The sequence below is a fragment of the Spirosoma sp. 48-14 genome (genome assembly GCF_001898575.1).
Classification (GTDB): domain Bacteria; phylum Bacteroidota; class Bacteroidia; order Cytophagales; family Spirosomataceae; genus Spirosoma.
Genome location: NZ_MKUD01000020.1, coordinates 14648 through 33645, shown reverse-complemented (window position 1 = coordinate 33645; position 18998 = coordinate 14648). Strand labels below are relative to the sequence as shown.

11 protein-coding genes are annotated in these 18998 nt (G+C 48.1%); 8 read left to right on the top strand and 3 right to left on the bottom strand.

What is annotated here, in order from left to right:
- Positions 1-26 precede the first annotated feature (26 nt).
- The 8 genes from BGO59_RS12350 to BGO59_RS12315 all read left to right on the top strand — a co-directional run bounded on the left by BGO59_RS12350 (position 27) and on the right by BGO59_RS12315 (position 12874).
- On the top strand, positions 27-533 hold the full coding sequence (locus BGO59_RS12350; RefSeq protein WP_293683934.1) for a hypothetical protein: 507 nt from the start codon (positions 27-29) through the stop codon (positions 531-533).
- Positions 534-573: 40 nt separating this feature from the next.
- Positions 574-1065, top strand: coding sequence for a GAF domain-containing protein (locus BGO59_RS12345; RefSeq protein WP_293683933.1), 492 nt, complete (start codon positions 574-576; stop codon positions 1063-1065).
- Positions 1066-1228: 163 nt separating this feature from the next.
- Entirely contained in the window at positions 1229-1681 is a 453-nt protein-coding gene (locus tag BGO59_RS12340) for a DUF4890 domain-containing protein (protein WP_293683932.1), read from the top strand.
- A 128-nt stretch (positions 1682-1809) separates the two neighbouring features.
- Positions 1810-2880: a 6-bladed beta-propeller gene (locus BGO59_RS12335; RefSeq protein ID WP_293683931.1), complete on the top strand. Its 1071-nt coding sequence runs from the start codon at positions 1810-1812 to the stop codon at positions 2878-2880.
- A 13-nt stretch (positions 2881-2893) separates the two neighbouring features.
- Positions 2894-4402 (top strand): leucine-rich repeat domain-containing protein, encoded by a 1509-nt coding sequence (locus BGO59_RS12330; RefSeq protein ID WP_293683930.1) that lies wholly within the window; start codon positions 2894-2896, stop codon positions 4400-4402.
- 141 nt (positions 4403-4543) lie between these two features.
- Positions 4544-8008: a DUF1553 domain-containing protein gene (locus BGO59_RS12325; protein ID WP_293683929.1), complete on the top strand. Its 3465-nt coding sequence runs from the start codon at positions 4544-4546 to the stop codon at positions 8006-8008.
- A gap of 115 nt (positions 8009-8123) precedes the next feature.
- Positions 8124-9587: a DUF1501 domain-containing protein gene (locus BGO59_RS12320; RefSeq protein WP_293683928.1), complete on the top strand. Its 1464-nt coding sequence runs from the start codon at positions 8124-8126 to the stop codon at positions 9585-9587.
- Between the two features lie 47 nt (positions 9588-9634).
- Positions 9635-12874 carry a C25 family cysteine peptidase gene (locus tag BGO59_RS12315; protein ID WP_293683927.1) on the top strand — a complete coding sequence of 1080 codons (3240 nt, stop codon included), beginning with the start codon at positions 9635-9637 and terminating at the stop codon, positions 12872-12874.
- Between the two features lie 18 nt (positions 12875-12892).
- Here the strand turns inward: BGO59_RS12315 and BGO59_RS12310 are convergent, their stop codons facing one another.
- From BGO59_RS12310 to BGO59_RS12300, 3 genes are all read right to left on the bottom strand, one after another.
- A complete protein-coding gene (locus BGO59_RS12310) occupies positions 12893-13588 on the bottom strand; it encodes a hypothetical protein (protein WP_293683926.1) in 696 nt (231 codons plus the stop codon).
- 257 nt (positions 13589-13845) lie between these two features.
- Positions 13846-14937, bottom strand: coding sequence for a T9SS type A sorting domain-containing protein (locus BGO59_RS12305; protein ID WP_293683925.1), 1092 nt, complete (start codon positions 14935-14937; stop codon positions 13846-13848).
- Positions 14938-15122: 185 nt separating this feature from the next.
- Positions 15123-18701, bottom strand: a complete 3579-nt coding sequence (locus BGO59_RS12300; RefSeq protein ID WP_293683924.1) for a DUF5689 domain-containing protein — start codon at positions 18699-18701, stop codon at positions 15123-15125.
- Positions 18702-18998 lie beyond the last annotated feature (297 nt).

Below are 18998 nucleotides of genomic sequence, written 5' to 3'. Positions count from 1 at the left end.
GACCTTTGACTGACAACTTTTACCCAATGACTTTACGCGAAATCGTATCGACCGTATTGCTGTTTTTGCTCTACCTCGTATTGCAAATTGTGCTTGTACGGAATCTGGTGCTCTTCGATTATGCATTTTGCTTTGTTTATATCGCCTGTATCCTGCTCCTGCCCAATGAAACAAGCCTGACCTGGCTGTTGCTCATTGCTTTCGTGACAGGTATCATCGTCGATATGTTTTACAATACGTTAGGTATGCATGCGGCCGCAACGGTGCTGATGGCCTATTGCCGACCGTTTATTGTTCGGGCACAAATAGACGTGCCAGGCCTCGAATCCCGTATCGAATTTTCACTGAAAGAATTAGGTACAGGTGCTTTCTTCCGGTATGTCATCATATTGGCACTTATTCACCATACAGCGCTGTTCTTTATTGAAGCCAGCAGCCTGTCGTTGATTATCCCAACACTTATTCGGGTTGTTGCCAGCACTTTGTTTACCACATTGAGCATCGTGCTTATCCAGTTCTTCACAAGAAACTAAACGATGTAGGGTATAGCTCCCTATATCATAAATCGTCCTTATGGCTGAGACACTCATCATCCCGCAAACAACTGACCGGCAGGCCATTTACGAAAGTCTGATTCCACAACTAACTGCCCTGGTCGAAGGGGAGCCGGATCTAATAGCTAATCTGGCGAATATTGCCGCAGCGCTGAAAGAAGCGTTCGGCTTTTTCTGGGTAGGGTTTTATCTCAAAAAGAATGATCAGTTGGTATTAGGGCCTTTTCAGGGGCCAATTGCCTGTACGCGCATTGCTTTCAACAAGGGCGTTTGCGGGGCTGCCTATACTCGTAAAGAGACGATTCTGGTGCCCGATGTTGAGCAGTTTCCAGGCCACATTGCCTGTAGTTCGGCTTCCCAATCCGAAATTGTTGTGCCTGTATTTGACAAAGCAGGCAATGTAACCATGGTGTTAGATGTAGATAGTGACCAGCTCAATGATTTTAGCGCAACCGACGCTGATGGGCTAGAAACAATCAGCCGGCTAATTACTTCATTACAAACGAATTAATGCCGATAAACACAGTGGCTCCACGGCGAACACTAAGACTACTATGCCCTTTGTACCCATGTGTTAACTACACATACATCGGTTAAGATGCAATTAAAATCATGGCGTTCGTTAAACCGAACCGCACGTTACCCGTCTCATAATCGGATTAACGACAAAAACCATGATAAAGAAACTTATGCTGAGCGGACTAATGCTTTCGCTCTTATCGCTCCCCTTACTCGCTCAAACAGCTACTTCGGAAGCACCCGCCCAAACTAGCCCACGTATGGGCCGTGGTCGCGCCATGCAATCCTATCAGGCGGCTGATCCAGCCACACGCGCTCAACGAATGACTGACCGGATGAAACAGCAGCTTGGGCTTGATGAGGCTACGACCAAAAAGGTATATGATGTCACGTTAGCGCGGGCTCAAAAGGTTGATGCAATTCAGAAAGGTTCGGACGATAACAAGACGAAAGCGCAGGCGCTGAAAGCCAATGCCGACGACTACAAAGCGAAGCTAAAGTCAATCCTGACACCCGATCAGTTCACAAAGATGGAATCGATGCGGAGCCAAATGCGAAAGGGGCGTCGTGGCCCAGGCGATGGCGACAACGAACAGGGCAACAACTAGTTTTTGCGTCTTTTATAGAAAAGCAGCCCATTAAGGATCGATCCTCAATGGGCTGCTTTTCTATTGTACATGGTAGCAGTAAAGATTGGCACTTCGTTACTTTTTCAGGAAAACAATAGAGTACGCTCATGGCCTCTTTTCTTTCGCGTCGATCTTTTGCCAGACAAACAGCCCTGGCAACTGCAACCACCTTGGCAGCGCCAACGATTCTTTCTGCCAATCCCTACCAGCGTAAAGCGGATACCGTGGTATTAGGTCATAATGGATTTAAGTATCGGGTAGTACCGGGCTGGGGTGTTTTAGATACCTCCAAAAACCCGGTCAACGATTGTCACGAGATGGTTCAGGATGCAAAAGGCCGGATAATCCTTCTGACCAACGAGACCAAAAACAACATACTCATCTACGACAAGTCGGGTAAACTGCTTGATACCTGGGGTCACGATTACCCAGGCGGTCACGGCCTGACAATTGCTGGCGAAGGCGCTGACCAATACCTGCTCATTGCCGACCCCGAACGCCATCAGGTTATCAAAACGGATTTGACCGGAAGGGAGTTTTTGAAGATCGACTATCCGAGAGAAACGGGCAAGTATGATTACCCGACTCTGTTCAAACCCACCGAAACGGCTGTCAACCCGGCCAATGGCGATATATATGTTGTCGATGGATATGGCCTTAATTACGTCATGCAATACGATAAGAACGGTAAACTGATCCGTTTTTGGGGTGGTAAAGGCGAAACCAATGACACCTTCGACTGTTGTCACGGAATTGTTGTAGACCGACGTAATGCCGCCAATCCGATCCTTTTAATCACCGACCGGCGGCACAATGCACTGAAACGCTTTTCGCTGGATGGCAAGTATCTCTCTACCATTGCCTTACCTGGCTCTTACATTTGTCGCCCGGTTATTCACGGCAATAGCCTATATGGTGCGGTATTCCGTAGTACATCCGATGCCTATCCCGATTCAGGTTATATTACTATCTTAGACAAAAATGACCGGGTTGTATCCACACCGGGCGGAACAGAGCCAATTTATCAGGATGGGAAATTAGGCGAACAGCGGAAAGACCGATCTAATTCTCCTTTCCTGCATCCACATGATGTGCTGGTCGATGAAGACGAAAATGTTTATGTAGCTCAATGGGCTTCTAAAAAAACATATCCAATCAAATTGGAGCGGGTTGCCTGACCTTAATTCTTGTATGAACCAATTTATTCTGGCGCAAGCTACTGTTTCGCCACCCGCCGACTGGGTGCTATTCTGGGGACATTTTCACCCACTTATTGTCCATCTGCCCATCGGCTTTCTGCTGATTGCCGGTCTGCTCGAACTGGATCGATTAACTCGCCGTAATACGGTCAGTCAGCACACGATAACGCTTATTTTGTTCTGGTCGGCCGTAAGCGCAACGATGGCCTGTTTGTTTGGTTACATGCTTTCGCTGGGTGGTGGCTATGAAGCTGAAACGTTGGATTCTCACAAATGGGAAGGTATTGGCGTAGCCGTTTTTGCATGGCTTGCCTGGTCCGTAAAATCCGAAAATCTGGGTCGTATCATCCCTATAGCCCAACTAGCCTATTTGCCTGCACTCGGTGTTGCGCTTTTGCTCCTATTGTTTGCGGGGCATAATGGGGGGAATTTGACCCACGGCTCCGATTATCTTACTCAGTATGCGCCTGGCCCAATCCGTTCTTTAGCCGGACTGCCTCCCAAACAACCAACCTTTAAGGCTGAACCGATCAAGGATGTTAATCAGGCCATGGTGTATCAGCAGATCGTAAATCCGATTCTGCAAACCCGCTGCGTGCAATGCCATAATGCCGAAAAATCGAAGGCCGACCTCCGGCTCGACAGCCCTGAGATGATCAAAAAAGGGTATGAAGATGGTCCCGTCTTTGTTTCTGGCAAAAGTGCCAACAGCGAATTGATCAAGGTCTGTTTACTCCCGGTAGAAGATGATCACCATATGCCACCCAAGGGCAAAAACCAGTTGACGGAAGGCCAGATCGCGCTGTTGACCTGGTGGATCGATCAGGGCGCCCCGTTCGACAAAAAAGTGTCGGATTTAACCGTCAACGATGCCATTCGTCCGGTACTGGCTTCGCTAAATGGAGGTGGGCCTATTGAAGCAGGAGGCTCAACCGTAGCATCTGCTCCCGCCCCTGAATCACCCGTGTTGACCATGAAAATGGAAGCCGCCGACCCCAAAGCGGTTGATGAGTTAAAGAAAGCGGGCCTATTGGTATTACCCCTATCGAAAGAACAAAACCAGCTCGAAGTCAGCGCCGTAAACGCCCGCAGTTTCAACGACGCCCAGGCTGCTTTACTGCCTAAAGTCAGCAAGCAGCTGGTCTGGCTGAAACTGGGCGACACACAAATCTCGGATGCAGCCCTGGCCCAGGTAGCCAAGCTTGAAAACCTGCAAAAATTACATCTGGAGCAGACTAAAATTACCGATGCAGGGCTGAAACAGCTTAAGAACCTACCCAACCTCGAATACCTAAATCTGTATGGCACGGGTGTTACGGATGCTGGTCTGGCAGAGTTAACAAATCTGAAAAACCTTAAAACGGTTTATCTCTGGCAAACCAAAGTAACCGATCAGGGTGTAGCGAACTTAAAAAAGGCCATGCCTAAACTGGACGTGATTGGTGGGCTCAGCGAACAGGCAATTGCTGAACTGGCTAAAACAGCCGAACCAGCCAAATAGTACCTTTTCTGACAGTATTACCAGGATTAATGGTTAAGTAAAACCCTGTTTTATCCTGTTAATACTGTCAGAAAAACTGCACATTTTTGGATTTTTCTTTGTTATTTTTGTAATAGTATCCCAACGCTTTATCTTGTTTGTATGCTCATTTGGTCTGACATACGATTCCGATACGTTCTGCTTAGCGCAACGATTGGCCTGTTTGGTGCTTCCGTCTGGTTGACGTCTTGCCGAACATCCATCGAAAAACCGGCTGAACTTATTGCCGTTGAAGCTACCCTACCCGAAAAAGTCGATTACAACCTGCACGTTAAGCCAATTCTGTCGGATCGGTGCTTTGCCTGCCATGGCCCCGATAAAGCCAAACAACAGGCAGGACTCCGGCTAGACACGCCCGAAGGGGCTTATGAAGCTTTACAGAAAACGGGACATACCGCCATCGTCCCTGGCAATCTGGCCAAAAGCGAGTTGGCCCATCGTATCCTCAGCACCGACCCGGAGGAAATGATGCCCACGCCCAAATCAAACCTGAGCCTGACGACTGAAGAAAAAGCTCTTTTGCTGCGATGGATCGAACAGGGGGCCGAATACAAAGAACACTGGTCGCTCATTGCGCCCACGATGCCCGAAATCCCACAGGTGAAAGACCAGCAGTGGGCTAAAAACGACATCGACCGATTCATCCTGGCCAAACAGGAAGCCAAAAAGCTGGGGCATGCACCCGAAGCCGACAAGACAACCCTGCTTCGACGGGTAAGCCTCGATCTGATTGGCCTGCCTCCTACTCCAGCCGAAATTGATGCGTTCCTGGCTGATAAATCCCCAAATGCGTACGAGAAAGTCGTAAATCGGCTGCTGAATAACCCTCATTATGGCGAACGTCAGGCTGTCGAATGGCTCGATGTGGCCCACTATGCCGATACCCATGGCTATCAGGACGACGGTCTTCGCACCATGTGGCCTTATCGGGACTGGGTCATTCGGGCTTACAATCGGAACCTCTCCTTCGACCGATTTATTACCTGGCAGCTAGCGGGCGATCTACTGCCGAATCCGAATCGTGACCAGCTCATCGCAACAGCCTTCAATCGCAATCACCAGCAGAGTCAGGAAGGTGGTATTGTTGATGAAGAGTATCGGGTCGAATATGTAGCCGATCGCACCAACACCTTTGGGAAGGCCATGCTGGGCCTAACGGTCGAATGTGCCCGCTGCCATGATCACAAGTATGATCCCATCAGCCAGAAAGATTATTACTCACTGTTCGCATTTTTTAACAGTAATAACGACCGGGGACAGATTCCGTACAATGGCGAAGCCGCCCCGACCATTACGTTGACCAAGCCCGAAACGGACGCCAAAATTAAGTTCATACGCGAGCGTCTTACGCCACTTGAACAGCAGCTTAATCCCAATCCGCCCGACTATCAGAAACGATTCGGTCAATGGCTGGGGCAGGCTGCCAAACGACCGCTCTCCTCCATCGACTCGGGCCTGATTGCCCACTATACCTTTGACGAAGCTGACCGAACCGATATTAGCGCCTTCGTAAAAGCAGATCGGGAAAAACGAAAACTGGAGGACGAAAAGCGCAAAAAAGAAGAGGAAGCACGGGCCAAGTCAAAAAAACCGGCCGAAAAACAGCCGGAAAAGAAAGAGCCTCCTAAGCGCAAAACCAAGGAAGAACTCTGGAAAGACCCGCGAAACGCCTTCGAAAACTCGGTCGACGATACCATTCCTGCTCGCTTAAGTGGCGACCCTGACAAGGTGCCTTATACTGTTCCGGGGCGATTTGGAAAGGCGCGTTATTTCCCCGGAGATAGCTACATTGAACTACCCTCGAAATTCGGGGCTTTCGAACAAAACGAGCCGTTCTCTATTAGTAGCTGGTTCAACCTGGCGAAGCCCAATATGGCGCTGACCTTTCTGGGCAGGACTACAGGACCGATGGATGGGCAACGCGGTTACCAGCTCGACCTATTAGCCGACGGTCGCCTTAAACTGACACTCAGCCATGTTTGGCCGTCCAATGCCATTGATGTGGAAACGACAGAGAAAGTACCCGTTCATCAGTGGTTTCAGGTGGCGTTGACCTACGATGGGATGGGCCAGGCTCAGGGCGTGCATCTGTATCTGAATGGCAAACCCATGCATACGAAAGTCGTTGCCGATCATCTGATTCACAGTATGGTATGGGGTAAAGATCGCACCCACTGGGCTCAGCATTCGTTTTATGTAGGCCGGATGCATGATAACTTCTACAAAGATTTTGCCGTTGACGAACTCCGCATTTACAACCGCTGCCTGACACCACTGGAAATACCCCGACTGGCTGGTCAGGCCGACGCGCTGGCCAATGCCCTGCATACCGCTAACCGAACGCCCGAGCAGCGGTCAGGCCTGTACAACTATTATGTGACCACCCAAGACCCTGTTTATAGAAATACCTTTGCGCAGGCTATGAAACTGCGTGGGGAACAGCTCATGCTCTACACCAACTCCGACCAGGTGATGGTGATGGAAGAGCGAAAGACGCCCCGCGAAACTCATCTGCTGAAGCGTGGGGCTTACGACGCACCGGGCGAGGTTGTCACCCCAGCCGTTTTACACAGCCTGAATCCACTCGACGACGATCTTCCCAAAAACCGATTGGGTTTGGCGCAATGGCTGCTGTCAGACAAAAACCCCCTGTTCAGCCGGGTAATTGTGAATCGAGTATGGCAACAGTATTTCGGACAGGGGTTAGCCAAAAACAGTGACGATTTTGGCAATCAGGGGGCGTTGCCAAGCCATCCCGAATTACTGGACTATCTGGCTGTACGGTTTAGGGAATCTGGCGGTCCGCACGGCTGGAACTTAAAAGCGTTACACAAAGAAATTGTGATGTCGGCCACCTACCGCCAGTCATCGACCGTATCTGAAAAAGACCGAGAAGCTGATCCGGATAATCTGTATCTGACCCGGGGAGCTAGCTATCGGATGTCGGCCGAGCAGGTGCGGGATAATGCACTGGCCGTCAGTGGACTTCTCACGCAACGAATTGGCGGCCCTAGTGTCCATCCCTATCAACCAGCCGGTATCTGGGAGGCTCTGGCTACCCGAAATGCGGTCAAATACGTTCAGAATCATAAAGATAGTCTCTATCGACGGTCGATGTACACCATCTGGAAGCGTTCGTCGCCACCGCCCATGATGTTGAACTTCGATGCAGCCGAACGGCATACCTGTATCGTCAAACGCCAGAAAACCAACACCCCGCTGCAGGCACTGGTCACCCTCAATGATCCGCAGTTTGTCGAAGCCGCGCGAGTATTAGCCCAGCGAATAGGACAACAGGATGCAGGCAAACAGGATGAAAGAAAGGTAATCAACGACCTGTTCAAAGCTGTGATCAGCCGCCCGGCCCGTGCAGAGGAAGTAACATTAATGCAACAACTCTATGCCGAGGAACTGGCCGACTTTAAGAAGAATCCCAAGCGAGCGGCTGAGTTGTTATCGGTAGGTGAATATCCGATTGATACACATCAGAACCCTGCCGAACTAGCCGCCTGGACGGTGGTGAGTAGTACGGTAATGAATTTTGACGAAGCGATTATTAAACGATAGTCATTCGCTTCGCTGTCATGTGTGTCAGTTGCTACACCGCCATTCCCGATAGCCAGGGCTATTAATGATGGTAAAAACAGCAAGGCGTATAACGCAAACAAAACAACCTGTAACGATGGACATTCAGGATCACCTTCATGACCAACTGAGCCGCCGTACTTTTCTGGGCCAGACCAGCGCAGGCTTAGGCACTATTGCCCTCGCTTCGCTGCTCAATCCAACCAACTTGTTTGGCGGATCGTCCAGTATGAGTTCGCCTGGTGATAACCCAATCGTCGGCAAACCTCATTTCCCGCCCAAAGTCAAACGCGTTATCTACCTGTTCCAGAGTGGAGCGCCCTCGCAACTGGAGCTATATGATTATAAGCCCAAATTAGAAGCCATGTGGGGTCAGGATCTGCCCGAATCGGTTCGAAAAGGCCAGCGCCTGACTGGAATGACCGCTGGGCAAAGCCGTTTCCCATTGGCCGCTTCCAAATATAAATTTGCCCAGTACGGCCCCGGCCGAATGTGGATAAGTGAATTACTGCCCAATATTTCCCGGTTAGCTGGCGATCTGACTTTCGTGCGGTCACTTCATACCGAAGCCATCAACCACGATCCAGCCGTTACCTTTTTTCAAACGGGTAGCCAACAGGCCGGACGACCCAGCTTTGGGTCGTGGGTAAGCTATGGGTTAGGTTCCGACAATCAGAACTTACCCGCTTTTGTGGTGCTTTTGTCGAAAGGCCGCGATGGTGACCAGCCACTATATGCCAAATTGTGGAGCAATGGGTTTCTGCCCTCGGTTCATCAGGGCGTTGTATTCCGATCGGGCCCCGACCCGGTCTATTACCTGAACAACCCGCCCGGCATTGACAAGACAAGCCGTCGGCGTATGCTTAATTACCTGGGTAAGATGCATCAGGAACAATTCAAACATGTGCTGGACCCGGAAATCAACAACCGCATGGCGCAGTACGAAATGGCCTATCGGATGCAAACGTCAGTGCCCGAAACGCTTGATATTTCGAAAGAACCCGATTACATTTTCGATATGTACGGACCTGAGAGTCGTAAGCCAGGTACATTTGCGGCCAATTGTCTGCTAGCCCGTAAGCTCATCGAAAAAGATGTGAAGTTTGTCCAGTTATACCACCAGGGATGGGATCAGCACGGTAACCTGCCCAACGACATTAAAATTCAGACCAAAAGCGTTGATCAGCCGTCGGCAGCACTGGTTATGGATTTGAAACAACGGGGTCTTTTGGACGACACGCTGGTAATCTGGGGTGGAGAGTTTGGGCGGGGAGCCTACTCACAGGGCAAATTAACCCGCGACAACTACGGACGCGACCATCACCCCAGAGCGTTTACCATCTGGATGGCCGGAGCGGGCGTAAAAAAAGGACTCGTTTATGGCGAAACCGACGACTTTGGATATAACGTCATTAATGAGCCGGTTCACGTTCACGATTTCCAGGCTACGGTATTGCATTTGCTGGGTGTCGATCATGAAAAACTAACCTTTAAAAGCCAAGGCCGCCGGTATCGATTGACCGATGTGCATGGTAATGTTATTAAACCATTATTGGCATAATAAAACCTTGCAAGTATCTTAGTAAAAACAATAAGATACTTGCAAGATTGAGACTACTTTTTGCCACTCTTTTTCTAATCGCCTACTCCGGGCAAGCGCAATTCCGCTATGGGAACGAATGGATTGTTCCGACTCAATCCTATGCCAAAATAAGTATTCGGGAGGATGGCGTTTACCGACTTACCTATACTGAATTGGTTCGTGCCGGTTTTGCTTCTGATACAATTAACCCCAAAAATCTACAACTCTTTCACAGAGGCCATGAACTGGCTATTGAAGTCAGTGGCGATGAAGACGGCCGATTCGACAAGAGCGATTTTATTCAATTCTACGCCGAAAAAAATAAAGGGGAACTCGATAGCTTAGTTTATTATCACACTACACGAGCCAATCCATACCAAAGCCTATTTTCAGACGAAACATTTTATTTTCTGACGGTAGGATCAAAACCGGGACTTCGGCTTCCTTCGTTCGTTGGCAAACCTACTAATCAGGCGCCCGAACCGTATCACCTCGAACAACAGATCACGGCCTTTACTAGTCAATATTCGTTCAACAATTCCATTGGGTTAGTACCTCCTGTTCAGCAAAGCTATTTTGAAGAGGGCGAAGGCTGGACAGGGGATTATATCGGGCCAGACTCATTAGCCCGCTTTCAAATACGGTTTCAGAATCGGGTCGTCGATAGTAACCAGCCTCCTACGTTTACGTTTCAACTGAATGGTCGTTCGCCCAACAAGCACCAGCTTTGGTACGCCCTGAACGATAACAGTCCTATCGATACACTTTCAATCGGCTCGTTCAGCCCTAAAAACGTGCAGCTAAACCTGAACGAAAATGTGATTAAAAATGAATCGATCCTTTTAAAAACCCAATCCCTGAACGTAAGCGCGTACGACTGGTATTCGATGACCTATCTGAAGGTCGTATACCCACAACGCTTTCTGATGAATGGGCAGCCCGGTAAGTACTTTTATCTACGCCCAAATACGGCAAATCAGTCAGTCGTACAAATTCCTGATCTGAATACCAACGCAATGGTATATGCACTGACAGGTCGGTACGCAACCGCCAAAATCAGGAATCAGCCAGAGCAGTTCATCGTTCCAAACACCTCGGTAGGGCAAACAATATTCATTAGCAATGAAATCAAAAAATCGCCTGCTGTTACGGTTGTTATTTTTCCGGTTATCAACCCTAAAACAAACAATTATCTGATCATTACGCACCGCTCGCTGCTCGAATCGGCTACCGAGTATGCCGCCTATCGGGCTTCAGACGTGGGTGGTAAGTACAAACCATTGGTCATTGAAACGAAGGCGATCTATGACCAATTTAACTATGGCGAGCGCAGCCCGATGGCGATTCGTCGGTTTGCCGATTTCATACTGTCAGGTGGGCCAGATAAGCATTTACTACTGCTGGGCCGGGGCATCAGTTTTCCTGATGTGTTGAAATCCTCTGAAACTGACGATCTGGTTCCAACATTCGGCTATCCGGGTTCTGATGCCCTGTTTACGATGGGCCTGGCAGATTTCCCCGAGTTTGTCCAGGCCATACCAACCGGCCGCATCAACGCAACCACCAATCAGCAAGCTCTGAATTATCTCGCCAAAGTCAAGGAATTTGAGCAGGCGCCACCTGCCGATTGGCAAAAACGGATGCTTCACTTAAATGGTGGCCACGACCAGGGCGAAATCCTATACCTCAAAAGTCTGATGGAACAGCTTCGTCCGATAGCCGAAAGCCCTTACATGGGTGCGCAAGTGACGTCGTTGTCGAAAAAAACGTTCGAAGAAGTTGAAGCCGTTGATATTTCGCAACCGATTAATGAGGGTGTGGGGATGGTAGGTTATACGGGGCATGGCTCCTCCAATACACTCGATTTTACGATTGGTTACTGCTCTGCCCCCGGTAGCCCTATCCATAACAAAGGCAAGTACCCGATCCTGTTTTTCAACGGTTGTAGCATCAATAACCTTTTTTACAAATACGATCCTCTCAGTACAGACTGGCTTATTACTCCCGATAAAGGGGCTATAGCCGTACTGGCAGGTTCCTTCTGGAGCTACCCAACCAGCACCCAAACCTATGCTGCCACCTTTTACAAAAAACTCTTTGCCGATAGCACTACCCTAACTCATACGTTGGGGCAACTACAACAGCAGGTCAATTTGGCTCTCAACCCATACAATGGAGACCTGACACTTCGCACAGACCTACAACAGATCATTTTGCAGGGTGATCCAGCATTGCATGTTTTTCCACTAGCCAAACCCGATTATGCCGCTCGAAAGCTGTTTATCGAGGCCCGAGAACCGGGGACCATCATCGCCAATAATGACTCTCTAACAGTCAACCTGGTTCTTTCCAACGCTGGTAAATTTTATGCCCGACAGTCCGTGTCACTACACTTCACCAAAACCTATAGGAACGGCACCGTTACCAGCCAGCGGCTTCTGGTCGATGTTACATCGGTTCGGGATACGATCGCCATTCCCATTAAAAAGGAGCTGTCTCTTAAGCAACTCGCCATTGTGGTGGATGGTGACAACCAGATTGACGAGCTGGTAGAAACGAATAACGAACTCAGCCTCGACCTAGCGGATTGGCCGATCATTCAGAAAGCCAGCATTTTCCCCGCTAGTGCTCTTCCCGATCAGTTGAATCCGATTCTGTCGGTAACCGTCGATGACCGGGCGCTCAAAAATGGAGATTACGTTTCGGCTAACCCGGTTGTTCAAGTTGGTCTGACCGATGAAAATCAGTTACCTCTGGATAACCTAAGGAATATCCAGACCTACCTAAAACCCTGCTCAAACTGCCCATTTGCTCTCCTGAGCCCCGAGTCGGGTTCCGCCATATCAGCCATATCCTTACTGGCTACGTATCGATTAACAAATCTGGCTCCTGGCTCTTATGAATTGCTGGTAACAGGCCGCGATGCAGCGGGAAATGCAGCGGGCAATGCCTACACTATCGCTTTTAAGGTAGCGGAGGTACGAGCCCCAACCGTCTGGAAAATCTATCCGAACCCAGGTAGGGATATCATCCAGACTAGTTTTACATTGGTCGGAAAATCAGCGCCCAAGTCAGCACAACTGCAGCTCATAAATAGCCTCGGAATTCTAGTTGATGTGTATACTGCCACCCCGTTCGTCGGTGAAAACACCATTTATCTGGAACGCTTCCAGCAGCTTCCGGCAGGTCTTTATCAGGCAACCTTACGTATTGACTGGGGCGACGGCCAGGAAGAGCAATTGCAGGAGAAGCTTATCAAATGGTAAAGAGAAGTTGTCCACTACTTACTCGACACCAGTTTCGATCAATAGTTGCTTTCGACGGTACCCATAAGCGATCAGACCTTTTCCGATACAGTCAGGACTACTTTGGCAGTAAGCAAGTACCGCGCTTTCCTTAAAAATCAAACCTGTCTGATAGGCATACACATCTACGTACCGATTTAGTGAAATGGCCGTCGAATCATTTTGTTTGCTAACCACCTGAATTGTATTTGGATAGCTTTCTTTACCAGCCATGTAGGCTTTCCCCACTTGCTCATAGCGAAAGGTAGTGGCAGGAAGCGAATTGTATTCGTTTGGGTTCCAGGTTGTGCTGATCGCAACTGGGAAGAAAAGCTTGATAAAGGCAATCGAATTTTCGGTCCGAATCAGGCTGTTGGGTAACTGTTGCAGCGTCCAGATCGAATCCGACTTCCAGGCATCTGTGGATTTGCTACGTTTGTATCGGATCAGTTTATAGGTTTTAGCTGTTTGTGAGGATAATCGCTCGCCAACTGTTTCTTTTAGGAAATAAGTACTAAAAACTGGGGAGGCACTCAGCGAGTAGGTTTCCTGCTGCACTTCATATACCCAGTAACGCCCCACCTCGATTGGCACGTACTGGCTATCATCGTTCACGATAGTATCGGCTGGTTGGCAAGCCAGCATCAACCCGAACAATATCCCTTGCCCTATCGCCCTTTTAAGTAATCCACCCATATTGTTATTTAACTAGAAGAGGAGTTCACATCGACATAATGCAGGAACTCCTCTTCATTCATTCAGGCTGTAACTTACTATGGCTGGTAGCTAGTTAGTCCATCTGACATACTACCTCCTTTCAAGGTAAGTTTCGATACGTTTCCATAGCTTGAAAGTTTTGGTCTAGTATATACCTTCTTTACCGATTGAGATGATTTGACTGAATAAGTGCGTTTCATAGAAGTAAACGGGGGATTTTATCATGATAGATTTAATTACTCAATAATCACTTTTATGATCTGCTTTGTGGTTTCGCCATTTGTCTGAAGCCGCAAAAAATAGACTCCAGGTGCTAAATGGCCAACCACGTTTACAGACGTAGATGTAGGGCGTTCATCTTGACGAAAAGTGACCGGGATTAATGTCCCTAACGCGTCGTATAGACTAACAGTGGACAATTCCAGGTTATTGGCAGATACAGTAAAGCAGCCATGATTTGGGTTCGGGTAGACAGATGCGCCAAGCATTTCCATACCGAAACCGGCTCGGATATCAATAATTTTTGACAACGCAGAACCTCCACCCATGTCTCGCTGAAGAAGTCGATAATAATATACTCGTCCTGCTTCCACGTCTCGATCCGTAAACGAATACGCTGATACGGCCTGTGTAGAGGAATGCCCTTCGACATAGCCAATTTTCTCAAGCCCATCAGGCGTTCGTCCTCTCAGAATATCAAAACCTTCGTTTTTATCTTCCCACGAGGTGGCCCAGGTCAGTTCTATCGTTTTGTCAGTTGGCTGGCCAGAAAACGCAACGAGTTCCACAGGGAGAGGGGCTGATGCATTTACAGTTAGTGTATTATCCAATCGAAAAGTCCCCACCGAGTTACTTGCTCCCCACGCATAAATTCTGAAACGAACGGCTTGGGGAGTTTTTAATGTAAAAGCAGGGCTTATTGATGTTGACGTAGTGGTTGAGAGCGTACCAGTTGTGATTGTTGTTTCAGAACCTGCTACGGAATAGGTCAGAAGATAATTCGCAGGTCCAGCCGCTGAACGACGAGCCGAAAGGGAAATACCCGTTATGTCTAGCTGATATCCACTAGTTGGCGTCAGGGTAAATTCATAGTAATCGTTGGCATCCTGAGCGGAGCTAATCCATCCTGTAGCATTTATGCTTCCAGAGCCTGACGTTGCTGTAACGCCAGTGCCCCGTGTTATATTAGAAGCCGTAATATTCGGGTCCTTTGACGTTACTGGCTGAGACGTCTGGCTTCCTGTAGCTCCACTAAAGTTATACGTTGCTACTTGTGCAAAAGTTAGTAGTGGAAGCCAACATAGTAGTATCAGTAGCCATGCTTTCATAAACTAAAATTTAATTTTAATATAAAAATTAATATACAAATACTTTTAAAAAGTAATAATATCATTTTAATTTGATAAAATGCATAGCTGATTGATAATCTGAAGACAATAAAAAGAGGCTCGCTGCATTAGCGAGCCTCTACCCCATTTTCAAATGACTAGACTGTTCGTCCTACCTACAATGACTATAGGCCCGAAATAATACGCGCATATACATTATTGACAGGATTAACGTCATACCCAGACCCACTGTCATTCGCAACGTTGACAGTAATACTGGAAACGCTTCCTGAGTTGGCCGTTGTGCGGGTCAGACTAAAACCGACGTTACGCTGGGTATTAGCATCCATGAACTGGCCCTCTTTTATTTTTAAAGTGATTTGCTGACCATCCTTTGTATTGATTACATCCCAGTTGGTGTTATCAACCGCTACATTAGTAATAACATTCGATGCATTAAGTACACTAGTGTTGGTCAAGGTTCCATCGAAAGTTAATGTATAGCCTGTAGGTACACTGAGCGTAATAGTTAATTGTCCGGACGTTGTAGAATGATAACCCACTTCATATAAATTCACCACAAAATTTCTGACATTATCAGGATCTGTAGCCGTGAATTGCGCTTGAGCGAGCATAATCGTTGGTGATATGTCGGGGCCATTTGTGGCCGTCACGCTCACGAATGTGGTTTGTGTACAGCTTCCCTGACCAGCCAGCAAGGTAAAGGTTTGCACGCCAGCAGCGGTTAATGTAGCCGAAACGGGTGAACCCGTAGATGGGCTAAGAACAGCCTGAGCTGGTGCACTCCATTGATAAGTTGTTGCCCCGGTTGCTGTCAGACTTACCGTCCCACCAATCGTGGTTGTAGCCGAAGAGGGCCCAGCCACAACAGAAATTGGCCCCTCAACTGCTACATTTCCACTCACTGCCGTAGCGCTGTTATTTGCAGAGCTCATTACCGTCAATGTGAACGAACCGGCTACAGTCGGGGTAATACTAATCTGTGTTGTTGACGTTGATACACCCGTTGTAGTCGTGCTGTTGGTACCGTTCGTTACGGTGTAGCTATATGTAGCCCCACCCAGGCCACTTACAGTAATAGCCAGATTAACAGGCTGCCCCGAACAAACCGCCGACGTGCTGGCTACCAACGTAGCTGAAAGTGGAGGTGCGAACTGAAAACGAGCCGAAACCGGGAAGTGGTCGGATGTTGTTGTTCCGCCTACGATCGGGCGTACTGCTGTAACCGAGTTCGGAATATAGGCAATACCACTAGCCGGAAAAGAGCCATTGGTGCTAATTTCATTCGAAATGATCAGGTGGTCGATAATATCAGGGTATGATGCCGTACTCGAAATGTTACAGGTGCTAAGCTGTTTCGTAATGGCCGTGTAATCGCCTGAAATGATGAAGTTGTTGAACGACGACACATTTGTTGTACTCGTTGTACCATCAATATAAATCGACTGGTCGGCATCGTCGTTAAAATCACCCATGATCATGACATTACTGGTCGGATAGGTTGCATCAAGATACGTTTTCAATGACCCAAAATCGGCTATCCGACGATTATATGATGATGCATCAGAGCCGGATTTGGCATGCACGCCAACCAGCTTAAAGTTTTTGGTAACCCCATTGATCATCACATCACAACTCATTAATAATGGGAACCGATTCGATGCCCAGGAACTTGAATTCAACTGACTGGCATCGGCTACAATCTGGCTGGCCGTTACGTTCTTGACAATGGCCGTGTTGTACACAAAACAAACCTTTTGTGCATAGGTGCTGGCATTACCCGGCACTTCAGGGCTGTCAAACCAGTGTGAGTAATAAATAGGCGGAGTACGGTTGGGATCAGCGCCACAGGTGTATGTGTATGACTTGCCCGTATTTGTATTCAGGGTAGCCACAATGGCATCTAGCTTTGTCAGGTCCGTAACTTCTTCCAGGCAGTAAATATCCTGATTCATGTTTTGCAGTTGCTGCCGTACATTATCCTGCTGTTGGGCCTCATTTGTAGGACCAAAGCCTGTATTACCTAGCCATTCCACATTCCACCACGTAATGTCCAGCGTATTATCTGCCGAAATGCCAGCCCCTCCAGTACCAACGCCGGGGCAGGAAACCGTATTCGGTGTAGCTCCGGGAACATCAGTCGTTGAACGGGGAAGTAGCTGGCAAGTACCATTGAATACGCCCACAATTCCCGTAACATCAAGAGTCCCCGTAGGCTTAGCTGCTGCCACCAGATCGGTACCGAGCTGAACCCGCATGATAACCGTGCCGCTACCCGTTGTCAATGTATAGTTCGTGTTGCCTGTAAACGTCCCACCCGATGGTGTAATAGTGTTCACTCCCGTAAGCGTCACCAGTTCGCCTTTGTGATCGCAAAGAGTAGTAGCGGAAACCGTAACGGGCGTAGGAATCGAATTTGGGGAAGTGGTTTTTACAAAACAGCTCGTGAAGTTCTTCAACTCCCGCTCCCCGTTGTAGGTTGCCAATACGCCTGTCACTTGTACCTCGTCACCAATGCTTAACTCAGGCACTTCAATCGAAGTACCCGTACCTGTGTACAACAGAATACCGCCTGTAGCATCCTGGATATAAATGTTCGTACCAATACTTGATGTAACACGCCCGGTTATCGTAAAGGTCACGCCATCGGCGGCATTGCGTACATCGCTTATTTTATAGGAGGTTCCACAAGCACCGCTGGCACCAGCTGTATAAACCGTTCCACTGAGCGATGCTGTTTGGGACGTGGGCACTTCTGTACTGCTCACTGTGGCAAGCCCTGTATAAGGCCCCGCAGAAAGGTTACTAACTAATCGAGTATAAATAGTTTGACTAAGTGTTCCATTACCCGAAGGTGAAATGGTGACAGCACTTGTTGAATAACTAGCATTGTCCGTCGAAATTTCGAAATTAGCCGGAGGGCTAACCGAAACGGGCGTTGCAGGATTGAGCAGCCCACCAATGACCGTAAATGTGGATGGTGCAGAAGGACTGCTATTGTTGGCAGTATTGACCAAATTACCTACAGATGTAGGATTTACAACGAGGAAAGGGCTGGTAACGACACTAACGGTTAAATCGTCGACACTTAGACCAGCATCGTTTCCGCTATCGTCAACGTCCATCCAGCGAAGCATAATCTTCTCGCCAACCGGAATGTTCACATTAAATGTACTGGTAATACTTTTTGCATTGGCATTGCCATCCAGGGCACCATTTGAGGAAACAGGGGGCTGGCCTACAAAATCGAGCAACGAGTTGCTGGTATAGTCAGACTCACTAACTGAGTTTGCCCCAACTTTATAAGCGAAGGAAAGCACATTCTGTACAGATGTACTGCTACGCCACTGCTCCCCTTTATAGCTAACAGACAGGGCTGTAATTGGGCTACCCGTATTGTTGACTAATAAAACTCCGTAATAGATGGCCTTCGCAGAACCAGAGCCCACCGAGCCTAAAGCGCGGTCAGTTGCGGAGGTTGCTCCATAACTATGTAGCCCCCCCGTAGTGCTGCTACCTGGGTCCACCGTATAGGTAGTGGCAGCATTCGTCACGTTAGAGCTATTCGTAATGGCAGCATACCAGCCCTGAATTGTAGTGTTGTCAGTCCAGGTTCCTGAGCCAGAACTAGCCAGTGAATTAAAATTCTGGGTATACGAGGTTGTCCCTGTCAGACTTACCTGAGCCCATGACGCATAGGTTACCAACAGAAAAGTTAAAACGAAGAGTATACGTCTTTGCATAATGAAATGAGGCATTAAGAATGTTGATTACTAAAAATTTTACCTGATCTAAAAAACGGTTTAACCATCTAAAATAAATCTACATTTTGCAGAATGACATCCCGGTAAATATTATTTATTTATGTTCCTTGTTTAATGTAATTTAAACTATTCAAATTCATAAAACAGAACCAAAAGGCATAACGCTTCTAATAGTTAAGTAACTTAGTAAATGCTCTTAAGCGTTTTTTCGAACGCAACAATCTCATTTTACACTATAACGAATACGGTAAATCAAACTCACCGAAACCACCCCCA